Below are 16,461 nucleotides of genomic sequence, written 5' to 3'. Positions count from 1 at the left end.
CCTGAACAGCTTTGATCAATACAATTCAGGTAATATTTTTTATGTCACAGCAGCAATTCGGTCTAATTGGTTTAGCTGTCATGGGTGAGAATTTAGCGCTGAATGTTGAGCATCAAGGATTCTCGGTGGCAGTCTACAATCGTACAACAGAAAAGACAGACAAATTTATGTCTGAGCGAGCAAAAGACAAAAAAATTCAAGCCACCTATTCCCCAAAGGAGTTAGTTAATTCCCTGGAACGACCTCGCAAAATTCTGATGATGGTGAGAGCTGGCAAAGCAGTGGATGCTGTAATCAGCCAGCTTAAGCCTTTACTGGAACCAGGTGACATCCTTATTGATGGCGGTAACTCCTTTTATGAAGATACTGCCCGCCGTAGTCAAGAATTAAAATCTGCTAATCTGGAATTTATTGGTATGGGAGTTAGTGGCGGCGAAGAGGGCGCACTGAAAGGACCTAGCTTGATGCCAGGAGGTAGTGAGTTTGCCTATGAGACTTTAGAACCAATTTTGACCAAGATTGCGGCCCAAGTAGAGGATGGTCCTTGTGTAACTTATCTTGGTTCTGGTGGTGCGGGTCACTACGTCAAAATGGTGCATAATGGTATTGAGTATGGAAACATGCAACTAATTGCAGAGGCTTATGACGTACTCAACCACGGCTTAGGACTCGATAACGAGCAGTTGCATAGCTGTTTTTCAGCATGGAATGCCACTGAAGAACTGAATTCATACTTGATGGAAATTACCGCCAATATTTTTCAGTACATCGATCCAGAAAGTAACACGCCCCTAGTAGATAATATTCTTGATGTGGCAGAACAAAAGGGAACAGGGCGTTGGACGGTAATGGGTGCGCTAGAGTTGGGAGTACCAGTTCCAACGATCTCGGCGGCTGTCAACGCTCGCACAATGTCCGCCTTTAAAAAGGAGCGCTCAATAGTAGCTCAAGCCCTCTGCAGTACAATCAAAAAGTATCAGGTAGATATTCAGTCCTTTATTGATAAGCTGCGAGATGCATTGTACTGCGCTCAAATCTGCTCTTATGCTGAGGGGATGGAGTTATTGCGGGCAGCCTCGCAAGTCCATGACTATAAACTAAACTTGAGTGAAGTAGCCAGAATTTGGAAGGGCGGTTGTATCATTCGGGCTAAATGTTTAGATGATATTCAAGATGCCTTTAGACAAAAGCCCGATTTACAGAACTTGCTTTTAGCGAGGAATTTTAAAGAAGCGATTTTGAATAAATTGCCTGTTTGGCGTGAAGTTATAGCAACAGCAGTAGCGCTAGATATTCCAATTCCAGCATTCAGTGCTTCTCTCGCATACTTTAACACTTATCGTCGCGATCGCCTACCCCAAAATCTAATCCAAGCCCAGCGCGACTACTTTGGTTCCCATACTTACGAGCGCATCGATAAACCAGGTGTTTTTCACACCGAATGGAATTTAGTTGAAGAACAATCTCTGCAAACAGGGACGACAGATTAGGAGTTTAGCGTTAGAACTCGCGGTAACTACCTCTATAAAAGAATTCAGCAATTCTGGAGTCAGAATACACCACCCATAAAGGGATGGTGAGTCCAGTCCTGAACGCGAGTGCGTCTCCCCTTGGGAGAAGGAGGGTTTCCCGACCTAGGGAACTGGCGCTAGCGAAGCGTTAGCGAGGAACGAGCGTCACCCGTAAAGCCCTGCGGGCATGGCTGCGCGTCGCGCGAAGCGTCTCCGACAGGAGAAGGGTGTTTTAAGAAAAGTTTCAACCCCTATTTCATCCACAAGGGATGAGGTTTTTACCAGCATTTATTCTTGTGACTCCTGAATTCTGACGAATGTGTTCTTTTTGATAAATTAATACTATCAAAAAGACAGTTGAAAAAATTTGAATTTGGAGGCCAATTATGACTAGAGTGGCAATTAATGGATTAGGTAGAATTGGCAGAGCAGTTTTTAAGCTTATACTCGATGAGCAAGAATTAGAATTAATTGCTGTTAATGATTTGGTTCCAGTTGATAATCTTGCTTACTTGGTCAAGTACGACAGTGTTTACGGTAAATATGAAAAAAAGGTAGAAAGTGACCAAAATAGCTTAATCGTAGACGGTAAGGAATATAAAGTTTTTAGTGAAAAAGACCCGGAACAACTTCCTTGGGATAGCTTAGGAATTGATATAGTTTTTGAATGTACCGGGATTTTCACAAAGAAGGAAGGTTTAGAGAAGCATCTTAACGCAGGTGCAAAATATGCAATTCTCTCAGCACCTTCTAAAAGTGAGGATGTTACTACTGTAGTGTATGGCGTTAACCAAATACCTAATTCTGCACCAATCTTCTCTTGTGCCAGTTGTACAACCAATTGCATTACACCTATAGTAGAAATTATGGGCAGAAGAATCGGTGTGAAAAAAGCAATTATGTCAACGGTTCATGCCTATACTTCTTCTCAACAAATTGTCGATGCACCAAGCAAGAAGTTCCGTCGTGGAAGAGCAGGTGCTGCCAATTTAGTACCGACTTCTACTGGGGCTGCGATTGCAACCACTAAAGTACTGCCTGAATTTGAAAATAAATTCGACGGTGTAGCAGTGCGTGCACCAATCCCAGTTGGTTCAATTGCTGATGTAATTTTTGTAACTCAAAGACAAACAACTGTCGAGGAAATCAATAGCATCTTTAAAAAGGAAGCACAAAGCGATCGCTACAAAAATATCTTAGAAGTTTCTGAAGAAGAAATTGTCTCATCTGATATCGTTGGCGATTCTCATGCTTCAATTGTTGATTTGACAATGACACAAGTCGTCGACGGCGACTTAGTGAAGGTCATGAGCTGGTATGACAATGAATGGGGTTATGCCAATCAGATGGTACGGACAGCAGTAAGCTTGACCAAAAACTTGAAGCAATAAAAATGGCAAAACTAATTTTAGTTCGTCACGGTCAAAGTACTTGGAATGCAGCTAACCGATTTACTGGTTGGGTGGATGTACCGCTTAATCATGTTGGTCGCCAAGAGGCGATGGAAGCAGCCAAGAAAATCAGTTCCTATCAGATTGATTTGTGCTTTACGAGCTTGTTAGTTCGTGCGCTGGAGACAACAGCTATCTGTCTAACTGAGTGTGATGGGGCTTGTAGTGGGAAAAGCCCCGTTTTTAAACATGATACCGATGACCCAAGCTGGCACGGTTGGGATCACTACTCTGGTGGCAAGAGTAAAGAAGTACCAATTTTCATGAGCCCAGATCTTGACGAGCGCTACTATGGCGAATTGCAGGGCTTTAATAAAGCTGAGATGGCACAGAAGGTAGGTAAAGACATTGTACACCAGTGGCGACGCTCATTTTCTGTTCGACCACCAAAAGGAGAGAGCTTGGAAGATACTGCTGCTAGAACAATTCCATTTTTCCAAAATCGTATATTACCCTACCTTAAGCAAGGGGATAATGTTCTAGTTTCTGCTCACGGAAATTCCCTGCGGTCAATCATTATGTATCTTGATCACCTTAGCCAAGAGGAAGTTCCAAACCTAGAACTGGCAACTGGCATCCCCATCGTTTATGATATTGACGAGGGTGGGAAATTCACTAAAAAAACTGTTTTGAAATAAAAATTTCACTCTTCCATGCGTAAAACCAAAATCGTCTGCACGCTTGGTCCGGCTTGTTCAGATCGTGACACTATTAAAGCGATGGTAAAAGCGGGTATGGATGTGGCAAGGTTGAACTTCTCCCATGAAGATAGTGAAGCTCATTTAAAAAGAATTCACCTAATTCGCGAGATCTCGTCGGAACTAAATCGCCCAATCGCCATTTTACAAGATTTACAAGGTCCTAAAATTCGTGTAGGAGAGATGGTAGATGATGTTGTCTTACAAACCGGTGATCAAATTGTGATCACTATGGAAGATGTTGTGGGTACAGCTACACGATTTAGTTCTACCTATAAAGGTTTAGCAAGGGATGTAAAAGAGGGAGACCCGCTCTTCATTAATGACGGCTTAATCGAGATTCAGGTAAATCACATTGATAATAACGAAATACACGGAACTGTAATTCACGGTGGCTCGTTGAAAAGTCATAAAGGTATTAATCTCAGCCAATCTTCTGTATCTACCCCAACCTTAACAGAAAAAGATATCCAAGACTTAAAGTGGGGACTAGCTAAAGGAGTAGATTATGTTGCCCTTTCGTTTGTTGAGGAAGCGAGCGATATCAAACGGTTAACAGATATGATTGCAAATCGAGAAACAAACGTTCATGTCATTGCTAAAGTTGAGCGTCATGAAGCATTAGACAATCTCGAAGGTATTGTGATTGCCTCTGATATTATTATGGTCGCACGGGGAGATTTGGGGGTAGAAATTCCCTTAGAACAAGTTCCTGGAATTCAAAAGCACTTGATTCAAATTTGTCACAAACACCTTAAACTGGTCATCACTGCAACTCAGATGTTAGAGTCCATGATTCATAATCCTAGACCTACGCGTGCTGAAGTTTCCGACATTGCCAACGCTATCTTAGACGGTACAGACGCCCTTATGCTTTCAGGAGAAACAGCAATAGGTCGTTATCCAGTAAAAGCAGTTGAGACTATGGCTCGCATTGCTGATACAGTGGAAGCAAGTTTACCATCACTCCTCAATTACATTGATGGTGGCGCGGATGAGTATCATGTTGCCAGTGCTGTAGGTTATGCAGCGTGCCAGCTAGCACAGCATCTTAAAGCACGAGTAATTATCTGCTTCACTCAAAACGGCTTTACTGCCCAGGTTCTCTCTAAATATCGCCAACCTATCCCGATTATTGCCGTAACACCTAAAGAATCTGTGCAACGGCGGCTAGCTCTTTACTGGGGTGTTCAATCCTTGTTACTCCAGGAGGTTGCTAGCACAGACGAAATGATCGCAATAGTAGAGCAAGTTGCTGTTGCTCACAAACTTGTCAGCGCGGGAGACATAATTGTAATCGCAGCTGGGTTACCCCTAGCCCTTAAAGGGATTACCAATTTAATAAAAGTACACCAAGTTGGTCAATGCTCGAATTAAAAATACTCCTTGCATAATGATTGTCATCACCCCAGTTTCTGCAGCAGCTGTTTTGGGAGTCACCGTTGTAATGTGCATCATGTCAGCTATCTTTGCTATTCAAAAGGTCACTCGCGTCGATCCAGCGATCGTGTTCAAGGCTTAGCTAACTACTCAACAGCCAGGTTAAAAGAGATAAGCTATTCAAGCCAGCGAAAAGCGCGGTGCAACTCAGCAGTACCGTTATTTTCATACCAACGACCGTGGGCTAGGATAATCTTCTGAGGATTCCATTCGAGCATTCGCTTTAAGCAATTACGGGACTGCTCCTTTTGCCCCCAAAACGTCATTCGCAAATCCAATGGAGCTTTTCCATCAGGGTCAGCACTACCAGCTAGCTTAAGTACCCAACCAAACCACGTACTAACTTTGTTAAGTTCAAAGTTTTCGATCAGGTCGGCAATGATGAGGGTAGCACTCTTGCGATGGAAAAATACAACTTCATCCATGAATCGACTGCCACGAAAAATTAATTGGTCTAGATCTGCAGCCCACTGAGGTGGTGGTTGATCTTCCAAGTCGGCATCAAAACTTACTTCAACTTTCTGCTGTGCTGCGCGATCGCGCACACCTGGTGAGGCCCACGCGATTGCTTCTGGATAAGCTTTAGCCCAAGTGCCAATATGGACGTAGTGAATTTTATTGGGCGAAATGAGGTGACACACTGAACCAAGAGAGTCGATTTCAGCTTTGAGTTCCAAGGTTAATTCTATTGGTGAGTGACACCATAGCTCACCGTTACTCAATCGCACAACAGTCATGCGCGTTGGGAAAGAAATAGAAGTCCCATACATTTTCATCTGCACGATTGGACCGTCAACGATCCAAATATCTTCACTAACCTGTTTCACGGTGTTGATTGGTTCATACAGTTTAATCGCGTCATGGTTCATAGCAACTTAAAATGATAAACTACTTATGAGTGTAGCGATCCTCATTGTCTTTTTTGTACCCAACCTCCTCACAACTCGGAGATTGACAAATGCTCATGTAATATCGTGTTGGATGTTACCAATTTAATTCTTGTTTTGCTCCCGTGAGCGTTTGTTTCAACAGCCTGCGCTGAAGCGCTAACCTTCTGGGGTATACAGTCTCTTCATGTGTTGTGTAAGTGTAATATTACTAGTTACTCTAAAACTCTTATGGAAGAATCCTTAAAAATCACTGTTTTAATAAGTGAAACGGTTGTAGTTGGCATTGTGGCTCAAGTTTTAGCAGGTTATCTTCAAATTCCTAGCATTGTCTTGCTACTTCTGTTTGGGATTCTTTTAGGACAAGACGGTTTTGGTTTGTTAGACCCATCTGCGTTAGGGGTTGGTTTAGAAGTTATCATTTCACTGTCAGTAGCGTTGATTTTATTCGAAGGTGGTTTAAATCTACAGTTAGGAGAGTTAGGAAAAGTTTCAACTAGTCTTCGCAATCTTGTGACTTTGGGAGTGCTAATTACGTTAGTAGGTGCTGCAATATCCGCACACTGGTTCAGTGAATTTCCCTGGTCAATAGCTTTCCTTTATGCCTCTTTAGTAGTTGTAACTGGTCCAACAGTTATTAATCCACTTATCAAACAGATTGGTATAGACCATCAAATTTCTACCCTTTTAGAAGGGGAGGGCGTTTTTATTGATCCAATCGGTGCAATTCTCTCTGTGATAGTGCTTCATTTCGTCCTAAATAGGGATGTAGAAATACTCATTTTAATTGAGGGTCTGCTGTTACGTTTGGGTATAGGTGGAGTGATTGGAATAGGTGGAGGTTGGCTGCTGTGCCAATATCTCGTGCACGATAAATTCCTCTCTCAAGAGTTGAAAAATTTAGTTGTTTTCGCTAGTATCTGGGGCTTGTTTAGTTTGGCACAAGTACTGTGTAGTGAGTCTGGTCTAGTGGTTGTTGTGGCTATGGGCGTAGTTTTACAAGCTGCTAACTTGCCTTGTGAGTCTTTACTAAGCCGGTTTAATGAACAATTAAGCATATTATCTAATTCGGTTTTATTCGTTCTATTAGCAGCAGACCTATCAGTTGCAAGTGTTTTTGTCTTGGGTTGGGGTGGTGTTGTGACGGTTCTAGTACTGATGCTGATTGTACGTCCTATTAACGTTTTTATATCCACCTGGAATCAAGGTTTGACCTGGCAACAGCAGTTATTTTTGTGTTGGGTTGCTCCCCGGGGAATTGTGGCTGCTTCTTTGGCTTCTTTGTTTGCGGTTTCGCTCGCAAAGCAGGGTATAAATGGTGGTGATTCGATTAAAGCTTTAGTATTTTTGACGATTATTATGACGGTTCTTTTCCAGGGGCTGACAGCTCGTTGGGTTGCTATTTTGCTCAATTTACGTTTAACAAATCAAAATACTCCCCAGTGTTTGCAACCAATCAGTGATGATACGATTGGTATAAAAGGTTTAAATTTCCATCCGATTGATACTGATTCCTAAATTTTGAATTCTTCTTCAATTCTGAGGCTCTTACTTTTGACTGTGCAGATCGCACCCTCTCCTATTCGTCTACATCCCAAATTGGGACAAAGGTTGTCCCATATGTACCGGGTTCATCCCAACCCCTGAGCTTGACCCGTTCCGATTGACCAACCGACGCAACCATCATCAGGATATTCACCGTAACAATCATACTAAGTTTAAAATTATACCAAAAATCTTGATCTAAAATAAACAAATATCTCAGCCAAATTAATGATTGTATTACAAACAATGTTGGAGTATATGAAAACAGTCTTTAAAAGTTGACTGGTAATTTCTCCACAATTTTTCCACTATTTAAGATTAACATCGGAGGTTGAAGAAGGCAGAAGTACGAAGGCAGTCCCAATGAAAAAATTTTCACCGCCATGCATGTAAGTATTTTATTCCCCCTGCTCCCTGCTCTCTGCTCCCTACTTACAAGTCAGAGGGCAGAAGGTTCCTTTCAGATGGGGTCGAATCCCCATCTGAAAGGAAGCAACTTAAAGAAATTGGGGTATTAAACCCTTGTTCCCTTCTCTTCGAGACGCTTCGCGAACGGTCACGGGCACAGACCAGGAGTCAGAATTCCCTTCTGCCTTCTGCCTTCTGCCTCCTGCCCTCTGCCTTTCTTGATAATATTTCCTACCAAGTTTACTTATAGGTGTAAATGTTAGATATTTTAAGCTCCTTTTCACGTCCACCAACCAAACAAGAATTTGCTGCCACTTTTCGTCTAGTCAGTCGAATTAGTTTTTGGGTACAGTTAGCGCTGGGTAGTATTTCTGGTATCGCTGTGTTAATGGCTTACTTCAGCCGTAACATTACTACCCAAACCAGTAATGCTGGTATAGGATTTGGCATATTTTTAGCTATTGTTAGTATTTTATTGCTATGCTTTCGAGTGTATTGGGCTTTTCGTTACAGGAAATTGGCTAAACTTTTACAAACACCAAACGCTCAAAACTATCCTAACAAAGAAGATGTAGTTCAAAATTTACGTATTGGATTAATCGTAAGTTTGGTAGGGCTATTAATAGCTTTTCTTGCTTCTGAAGAAACGGTGGTAATCATATTAGGAAAAGCATTAGCACAACCTCAAGGTGTTGCAATTTACCAACCGGAGAACGTGATTCGTTCGCTAGATATTTTTGTAATGTTAGCAAACGTGAATATGATTGGTGCTCACTTTTTTGGGGGAGTTACTTCTCTTGGTCTCCTGTATTGGGTTGAGGATTAAGAGGTTGCAATATTTTGTCCGCGAGCATGGAGCAATGGTCTACTACTGTTTCTAACATACAAGCCTCTAACTAGCGGTAGTAGCCACCAGTAAATAGTAAAAAGTTGGACGATAAAGATACTTAATTCACCAGCGTATTCAATAATACGCAATTCATAATCCTTCCAAGATGAGTTACGCTCAATATCACCCCTTAATTTCTTGGACGACGGGATTATGTTCAACCACATTCGGGAGCGTTTTAAATATTACAGCGCCAGAAGAGTTACTCCACAAAATCTACAACAGTTGCGAACTGATCTGTTGGTAGAATCAACTTTAGATGTAAACTACCTGGTGTTGATTCTTGGCTCCTGCGCGATCGCGACTTTGGGGTTGCTTTCCAATAGTGCTGCTGTAATTATTGGAGCGATGATCATTGCTCCTCTGATGTTACCAATCCGGGGGCTAGCATTTGGAGCTTTAGACGGTGACGTTATCCTCGTCCGTTTCAGTATAACTGCAATCAGTGTTGGAACAGTATTAGCAATTATTTTAGCTGCTGTTCTAGGTCGCTTGGTAGGACTTGCAGAGTTTGGTAACGAAGTTCTTGTTCGCTCTAAACCTAATTTGTTGGACTTAGGAATTGCGCTCGCTGCTGGAGGAATTGGTGGCTTCGCCTTAGTTAAACCTAAAGTTGCTAATAGTCTTGCGGGGGTGGCGATCGCTGTTGCGCTGATGCCACCAGTTTGTGTCATTGGCTTGGGTTTATCCCGTGCAGATTGGTCACTCAGTCTTGGTGCTACCCTCCTCTACCTTACCAACTTGCTCGGGATCACCTTCTCTTGCATGCTAGTATTCTTAATAACAGGCTGGGTTCCTCTGGCACGTGCTCGTAGAGCGCTTGTTTGGACTCTAGCCTTTACATCTGTACTTTTAATTCCTTTGGCTGTTAGTTTTGTGCGATTGGTTAGACAAAGCCAACTCGAAGCTGCTCTGAAGTCAGCGTTGCTCAACAAAACCGTTACCTTTCAGCGCGTTACTCTACTTAAAAGCGATACTAATTGGTTGACTGACCCACCTGAAGTGCACTTAAGTGTTCGCTCTCATAAAGCTGTGACCCCTAAACAGGTGAGACTTTTAGAAGAATTTGTCAGTAAGGTAATGCGTAAAAAGTTTATTCTGATTTTTGAAGTCAGTCAAGTCGAACAAGTTACAGGAGAAGATTTGGATAAATCATCAGGCAGAACGCATCGTAATTAGTCTTAACAAAAATATGAAAATCATTACTTGTTTGAAGTACATTTTATCCTTAACTCAATTTTATATTAAATGTCTATTGCTCGATTTTGAAATTTTTTAACGTTGATTGAAAAAATAATCAGGGTTGGTGAGCGGGACTTTTAAGTGCGATCGCTCCTGAAGTTACCGCAGCATGTTCCGTTCTTTTTTTGCTTTACGCGGTTACCCAACAGACAATTCTCGTCTAAATTTTATCTTGGGGCAGAGTTTTTTATGACGAAAGTAATATATTTAAAGTAAAACCCTTGTGGGAAATTCTGTGTCAGGCTTTTGAATTTGATTAGACGGTATGATATGTAAGCAGGTGAATATATAATCGGGAATTTTTCATCTTTTTTTCACAGAAACCGTGTAGTAAGTTTGTAGTTTATTATTACTGAGTTGAGTAAACTTAACAACAACTCAACGCAAACTTAAGAACAACTCAACACAAATTTTTGTAAAGGGAGATACTGTTGAAGAGTGTCCGACTAGGCGGAACAATGAAGCAATCGACTAAAATCTATGCTCGAGAGCTTTTAGGTAATTAATTTTTGAGGTAATTATCATGCAAGACTTACAACAAAAATGCTCCCACCTATCCACAAGTATCGATCATCTAATTGCAAAATTACAACAAGCCAAAATAGATGTGCAAGAAGGTAATCATTGTGTTTATTTGCATTCCCATTCAATAGAGAATGCAGCTAAAGACATCACAACTCAAATTTGGCAGGTTGCACATCTAATGCGCATTCAAAAAACATGATAAACTGCCACAGTGGTGGTTTTAATTGGCGTTACTTCTCAACCTATTTATCTACTTAAAACGAGCACTCCTGTTGTGCTTTTAGGCGCTACTTTAATAATAAGTCTCAATAAAAGCCTAAAAACAGCACGTTTTGCCCTTCAACACGTAGAAGTGGAACTTATCAACCTTTTAACGGGGTCGAGGACTAATACTGAGAAAAAAGGGGAACCTTAATACAAACCCTTTAAATGTTGGGTCTTATACATCTAATCAAAGAAGGTTCCCCTTTTTTCTTGCGTCAACGTGCGGGGGAAGATTGCTCGTTTTAAGAAGGTTTTTTCCATGACAAGTTTGTCAAAAAGCGAGTTGCTGGAAAACAGAAAACACCTCCTGGTTTAGAAAAATTACTTTCCAGTACGAAGGTCAGTAGCACTGATGCCTTCCAACGCCAAACCATACCCTATACCTTCAGATACTAGACGTTTGAGTCGTTGGGTTAAGACAACACGAGTGTAACGCAAGGTGAGAGTGGGTTGTTTTGCCAATTGTCTTGCCAACTCCCACGCTCGCTCCATCAGGCGATTGGACGGTAAAACTTCGTTGACAACACCCAATTGGTATGCCTGTTGAGCATTGAGAGTTTCTTGGGTCAGCAGGAAGTAGCGACCACGAGACGGACCTAAAATCAAGGGCCATAGGACGTGTACACCATCACCAGGAACAATTCCTGCATTCAAGTGGGGCATATCTTGAAACGTGGTATTTTCGGAAGCTAGAATAATGTCGGAGGTGAGAATATATTCGGTGTGCAATAGAGCTGGTCCGTTGACAGCACTAATGACTGGAACTTCTATGTCAAGCAGGTTTTGCAAGACTTTCTTTCCTTCCCAAAAGGTATTATCCCAGACACGGGGATTAGTGACATCACCTAAACTGTTGAAATCAATTTTTGCCATCCATTCATCACCTGTACCTGTGAGGATGACGACACGATTGTCGCGATCGCGGCTAATATCATAGAAAGCATCGGGAAACTCACGGTGAGTTTTACCTGTGAATATCAGCGCTCCGCCATTTGTATGCATTCGTACTTCTAAAATACCATTTTCATCACGTTTGAAGTGTAAATTTTCGTACTTAGTGAAATAGTTAGGTTCAGTAGTCATGATTTTTCTCCACAGGTGTACTAAAATATCTGTATCTTCCGCAAGGTACTATAATTTGTAACTAAGTTAAGATACACCCTTAGGCAATTTACTTAACCAAAGTTAAGGAAAGGCAGCTCCAAGACTACTACCGCCATCAACAAACAATGTTTGCCCGATAATATAAGATGCATCTTCTGAAGCAAAGAACACGATCGCTGGCTATTAATGTTTCCATCGGGACATCCTGCTTGCATATGGGTGAAAATATTGTTGATTTGGTCTGCTCCCGTCATAACTATCTCCTGATAGCCGGTAAAAACTTCATGTTTGGCCTTGAGCTTGCCTGCTGTCCACACTTTTAATTATGATTTGTCTCAATTTAATTGAGAAGCAGGGAAAATAGAATATGATTTATTCGTATTTGGAATAAATTAAAGAAAACCTAAATTTCCTAAATTAGGAAATGGTATAAGATAATGGATCGGCTCAACTGGATTCAAAGTTTTGTTCGGGTGGTGGAAACGGGTAGTTTTTCGGCAGTAGCGCGTGAATATAACACCACCCAACCCACCATCAGTAAGCAGATTGCTGCTCTAGAAGATTATCTCGACGTGCAACTGTTGACTCGTTCAACTCGTAAGCTACAGTTGACACTAGAGGGCGAGCGTTTTTTTGAGCATTGTCAGGGTTTACTGGATGCAGTAGAAGAAGCGAAAGCAAGTGTTGGTCAAAGACAAAACCCAGTTGGAACATTACGAGTTAACTGTCCAGTTGCCTTTGGGCAGCATCAAATCATGCCTTATCTTAAAGGATTTCTCGCTCGCTACCCCAACCTGAAGTTAGATCTGATGATGAGCGATAACTTTGTTGATCTAGTAGAAGAGGGAGTTGATCTGGCGATGCGGATTGGACAAGTAAACGACCCGGCACTAATCGTTCATCCCATTGGCCTCACTCACCGAATCACAATTGCTTCTGTGGATTATTTTCACAATCGTCAAGAACCAAAAATACCGGAAGAATTAATCGATCACAACTGTATTGTCTATACTCGCCTCGTAACAGGTTATGAATGGCATTTTCAACTTCCGACGGGTGAAACAACCAAAGTTACGGTCAAAGGCAATTTGCAAGTCGATAACTCTACCGCCATTCGAGAAGCTGTGTTGTCAGGTATAGGTATCGCAGTTTGCCCAGTTTGGTTGTTTGGTGAGCTAATTCAATCTGATCGCTTAAAAATTATCCTCAAAGATTATCAACCTACCCCATTACCCATTCATGTTGTTTATCGTCGTGGGCGGTTTATCTCTGCAAAAGTACGTTGTTTTATTGAATATTTTACAAATGAATTCAGGCTGAATCCGTGGCTATCAGGCTATGGAATGAAATCGTCAATCTGACACTAATTCCACGAGAGTCAAAAACAGATTGATGTCAAGAACGCTGTTTACAGGATTTAACTAATTGGCCAGATAAGCAGCAAAATGTAGAGATTTAAAGGAACGTATTCATTACTATCGAACTCCCAGCTATCTGTAGCAGATGCCATAAGTGTTCACGACGACTTTCCATCTGCAGCAAATCACAATTTCAATGCTCCATAGCTAGAATAGGATTCTGATAATAAGCTTTTAGCCTCGTCCAAAAGGGGTAGTTGAACACTACCTCTTTTGGTGTACATTAAATAATTATTGTCCAATTCTAAAGAATTAATGTCACGTTCCTTTGGGTAAAGAAAGTTGGCTTAAACCTTTACTGAAAAAGGGTTTGAACTTAGCCTGAATGAAAAACTTTTTTTCATACTTTTAAATTAAATAATGTCATTTTTTCATAAGTAGGGTAGAGTGTGCAAGTAATGGAGTTCTGTTGTTCATAAATACGCGCTCGCACCTTAATCTTAGAATAAACCATCACAGCCAAATAAAATTTATCCATAAGAAGTGCAATTGCCCTTAGTCTGTACTACCTATATCAAAATTATCCAGTCTGATTTCTCTCAAAATATCTGATGGTTTCCAACCACCATAACTTGTGCTTGCAAAGCTGCTTAAAGTAGGTCGAATGGGGTCTAATGACTCTGGTTGTTGTAATTCCTCTGTCCAACTGATTTCTTCAGTTTGGGTTATTTCTGGTTGGGGTTCATCTTCAAGTGGCTTTGGTTGTACTTTCGGGGTAGGTTTTGAAATACTGATGATACTTTCCTTCACGAGTGGTATTTCTCCTATGGCTTTTGGGCAAAGCTCTTATCATACACTGTTTGTGATTGGGGTGTCATATTCTGTTGGAGATCGCCCCAGTCCAAAAGTGAAAAGTTTTGTTGCCAATCAACTGGCTTTCTTCCGAATAAATTTGTTTCAAGCATTGATAAAATGCCTGGGCATAAGTGTTACATCCTAATGAGACTAAGCATTTTAAAATCCGAGTGATACGAAGGTAGTTATGATTACTAGAGTTTATCCACTGTTTCATACGATTTGGATAATCTTCAGATTTTGTCACAATATAAATACCATCTTCATTAACACTGCCTTGTAGTCCGTAAAATCTTAGCAAGACAGTTAAGGATTGCAGCAAGTTTTTTTGAAGGCGAGTGTCAGTGTAAAACTTTTGAATGACTTCATTGTTAAGGGTAGGTGCATTAAGGTTAAATGAGCTTTTCTCAATGATTGGAAATAACCATTGAATGTAGTTGTGAGTGTATTCTAATTTGTCGAAATTCCATGCCCATATCTCATGAATCATCCGGTTTTCGGTATCCGGCTGTTCTTCCAGATAAAAAGGCACAATCATGCTAGTTAACTGTTTTTCATCTTTCATAAGAGATCAAATTCGCAGAAGTTATAAACCTTGTGCCAGCACTTCAGACTCACACTTAGCGCCGCTCATCAGAGACTAGCTCAACCAGTTCCGTTAAAGTGCAGCAGCCATATTTTTCAGCACTCAGCTTATCAATTGCGTCAATTAACTGACCTAATACCTCTCCACCAATTTCTGGCAATACATCCTGAGTTTTGAGTCGGGAAATACTGGTTGGGTGGACGTTGAGTTTATCCGCTAGTGCTTTGTTTGTAATCTTTCGTTTAGCCATTACTTCTCTTAGCTTCCAACGAACTCTACTGACTTTTGGTAGGCTTAGCACTGCATTCATCGCTATTTCTTATTATGTCTCATTAACTTTAATAGCACCTCATACCACTAGCATAGCGTTAGGTAAGTCAGCAATACCCTCACAAGTGCTATTCTCTGATATTTAAGCACTTAGCGCTAAATGTATAGCGCTGTATGCTATGATAAAGAGAATAAAGAAAGGCAATAGCGAAGCGTACCGCCTGCGTGCGGATCGCACTTTTAGCAAGCACAAATTGCCTTCTCTTACAAAGACTTCAACTAAAGCTTCTATCTATCCAGACTAAGTGCCTTTGTTCTGAACTATGACAAAACGCAAAACACCAAAACTCTTACCCTCAGCCAATACCCAAGCAGAAGATCCACAAGCTGTAAGAGTTGAAGTTGTTGAAATAGAAGAGCTCACACAGGAGGAGTTGGGGTTACGGCTTCACCTAGAACGGAAGGTGGAAAGGTCATTTTATGAGTGTGGCCAAGCTTTAATGGAATTACGGAATAAACGTTTATACCGCAGTAGCCATAAGACTTTTCAAGAGTATTGCCGTGATAGGTTTGGTTTTACCCATCGTAGTGTCAATTACCTAATTGCCGGTTCAATGGTAGTAGATAATCTGTTGAAGGGAACAAATGATTCCGAAATTCACCTCGGAGACGGGAACAATTTGTTCCCAAATTTTGCCGACTAGTGAATCCCAAGTTAGACCTCTGACCAATTTAGAACCCCCAGAACAACGTTCAGTATGGCAGCAAGCAGTAATTGAGGCTGGTAATAGAGTACCCAGTGGACGCCTTGTCAAGGAGACACTGGAACGCTTGAAAGAGAAGCGTTTATTCAAAGCTAGCGATTTTTGTCAGCTAGGAGATGTGTTTACTTTAAGTAAGTTAGAGGCACAAGAACGAAAATATAACGGATGCTGGGCGATCGCAGTTACCCTAAATGACTTTACAGTAGAAGTGGCTGTCCATGACAATACACTGCTCGTGAAACCTGAGAACCTGAACAAAATCGACTCACCAGAAGCCCATGATCAACTACCACAAATTAAGGAGAGGATTTGGCGACTACGTAATCATGGTACGTTGGATCGTGGTGCATATACAGTGTTGGATTCTCTAGGACGGCAAAGCTACCTGACTCCTGTGGAATTTGGGTTGCTGCAATGGCTGGAAGAGTATTATGGCGTTGATGGGGAATCTTGATGCTTTCAAGCGTGGCGCGAGTTTTACAGTGTCCTATAAGTGGGGATAGCAATGCAGCTATATCGCTCACTTTTACTCTACATTCCAGTAACAAGTCACTGCGATCCCTCTCGCCCTTGAGTAGCAATGGAACTCTAATGTACGCCCTTGCCCCTATTTTTCCGAAACCTACGTAGGGCTTGCTGATGAATGTGTCTTCAAGCACAAGAA

At 41.4% G+C, this 16,461-nt stretch carries 15 protein-coding genes and 1 pseudogene; 11 read left to right on the top strand and 5 right to left on the bottom strand.

All coding sequences use genetic code 11. The features are described 5' to 3' along the window. Positions 1–41: 41 nt before the first annotated feature. From gndA to pyk, 4 genes are all read left to right on the top strand, one after another. Positions 42–1,490: an NADP-dependent phosphogluconate dehydrogenase gene (gene gndA / locus G4P69_RS23320; protein WP_208351437.1), complete on the top strand. Its 1,449-nt coding sequence runs from the start codon at positions 42–44 to the stop codon at positions 1,488–1,490. A gap of 407 nt (positions 1,491–1,897) precedes the next feature. Further along, positions 1,898–2,902, top strand: coding sequence for a type I glyceraldehyde-3-phosphate dehydrogenase (gap, locus tag G4P69_RS23315; RefSeq protein ID WP_208351436.1), 1,005 nt, complete (start codon positions 1,898–1,900; stop codon positions 2,900–2,902). Between the two features lie 2 nt (positions 2,903–2,904). Then, entirely contained in the window at positions 2,905–3,600 is a 696-nt protein-coding gene (locus G4P69_RS23310; RefSeq protein WP_208351431.1) for a 2,3-bisphosphoglycerate-dependent phosphoglycerate mutase, read from the top strand. 15 nt (positions 3,601–3,615) lie between these two features. Then, entirely contained in the window at positions 3,616–5,037 is a 1,422-nt protein-coding gene (gene pyk, locus G4P69_RS23305) for a pyruvate kinase (RefSeq protein WP_208351428.1), read from the top strand. Positions 5,038–5,216: 179 nt separating this feature from the next. On the opposite strand, the gene G4P69_RS23300 is transcribed toward pyk, so the two are convergent. Next, the gene (locus G4P69_RS23300) at positions 5,217–5,969 is read right to left on the bottom strand and encodes a DUF4336 domain-containing protein (RefSeq protein WP_208351425.1); all 753 of its coding nucleotides are present in this window, start codon (positions 5,967–5,969) and stop codon (positions 5,217–5,219) included. Positions 5,970–6,218: 249 nt separating this feature from the next. On the opposite strand from G4P69_RS23300, the pseudogene G4P69_RS23295 reads away from it, so the two are divergent. From G4P69_RS23295 to G4P69_RS23280, 4 genes and pseudogenes are all read left to right on the top strand, one after another. Further along, positions 6,219–7,403: pseudogene (locus tag G4P69_RS23295) on the top strand (cation:proton antiporter); the annotation flags it as partial. 793 nt (positions 7,404–8,196) lie between these two features. Next, positions 8,197–8,766 (top strand): DUF3611 family protein, encoded by a 570-nt coding sequence (locus tag G4P69_RS23290; RefSeq protein ID WP_208346640.1) that lies wholly within the window; start codon positions 8,197–8,199, stop codon positions 8,764–8,766. 216 nt (positions 8,767–8,982) lie between these two features. Beyond that, complete coding sequence (locus G4P69_RS23285; protein WP_208351420.1) at positions 8,983–10,008, top strand: DUF389 domain-containing protein; 1,026 nt, start codon at positions 8,983–8,985, stop codon at positions 10,006–10,008. A gap of 586 nt (positions 10,009–10,594) precedes the next feature. Next, positions 10,595–10,795 (top strand): hypothetical protein, encoded by a 201-nt coding sequence (locus G4P69_RS23280; protein ID WP_208351417.1) that lies wholly within the window; start codon positions 10,595–10,597, stop codon positions 10,793–10,795. A 386-nt stretch (positions 10,796–11,181) separates the two neighbouring features. Here G4P69_RS23280 and G4P69_RS23275 read toward each other — a convergent pair whose 3' ends face one another. Continuing rightward, positions 11,182–11,943 carry an enoyl-CoA hydratase/isomerase family protein gene (locus tag G4P69_RS23275; protein WP_243903024.1) on the bottom strand — a complete coding sequence of 254 codons (762 nt, stop codon included), beginning with the start codon at positions 11,941–11,943 and terminating at the stop codon, positions 11,182–11,184. Between the two features lie 458 nt (positions 11,944–12,401). Between G4P69_RS23275 and G4P69_RS23270 the strand changes: the two genes are divergently transcribed. Next, positions 12,402–13,325 carry a LysR family transcriptional regulator gene (locus tag G4P69_RS23270; RefSeq protein WP_208351416.1) on the top strand — a complete coding sequence of 308 codons (924 nt, stop codon included), beginning with the start codon at positions 12,402–12,404 and terminating at the stop codon, positions 13,323–13,325. 552 nt (positions 13,326–13,877) lie between these two features. Here the strand turns inward: G4P69_RS23270 and G4P69_RS23265 are convergent. From G4P69_RS23265 to G4P69_RS23255, 3 genes are all read right to left on the bottom strand, one after another. Then, positions 13,878–14,132, bottom strand: a complete 255-nt coding sequence (locus G4P69_RS23265; RefSeq protein ID WP_208351408.1) for a hypothetical protein — start codon at positions 14,130–14,132, stop codon at positions 13,878–13,880. A 64-nt stretch (positions 14,133–14,196) separates the two neighbouring features. Next, positions 14,197–14,742 carry an opioid growth factor receptor-related protein gene (locus G4P69_RS23260; RefSeq protein ID WP_208346235.1) on the bottom strand — a complete coding sequence of 182 codons (546 nt, stop codon included), beginning with the start codon at positions 14,740–14,742 and terminating at the stop codon, positions 14,197–14,199. Positions 14,743–14,797: 55 nt separating this feature from the next. Further along, entirely contained in the window at positions 14,798–15,073 is a 276-nt protein-coding gene (locus G4P69_RS23255; protein WP_208346236.1) for a helix-turn-helix domain-containing protein, read from the bottom strand. 283 nt (positions 15,074–15,356) lie between these two features. Between G4P69_RS23255 and G4P69_RS23250 the strand changes: the two genes are divergently transcribed. Together G4P69_RS23250 and G4P69_RS23245 are read left to right on the top strand one after the other, a co-directional pair. Then, on the top strand, positions 15,357–15,737 hold the full coding sequence (locus tag G4P69_RS23250) for a hypothetical protein (protein ID WP_208351405.1): 381 nt from the start codon (positions 15,357–15,359) through the stop codon (positions 15,735–15,737). Then, entirely contained in the window at positions 15,679–16,251 is a 573-nt protein-coding gene (locus G4P69_RS23245) for a hypothetical protein (protein ID WP_208351402.1), read from the top strand. The genes G4P69_RS23250 and G4P69_RS23245 overlap by 59 nt, the downstream gene beginning before the upstream one ends. Positions 16,252–16,461 lie beyond the last annotated feature (210 nt).

Source organism: Aetokthonos hydrillicola CCALA 1050 (assembly GCF_017591665.1).
In the GTDB taxonomy this organism is placed as follows: Bacteria; Cyanobacteriota; Cyanobacteriia; order Cyanobacteriales; family Nostocaceae; genus Aetokthonos; species Aetokthonos hydrillicola.
Note: the sequence above shows the minus strand (reverse complement) of the source record. Positions and strands in the feature narration are given on the sequence as shown.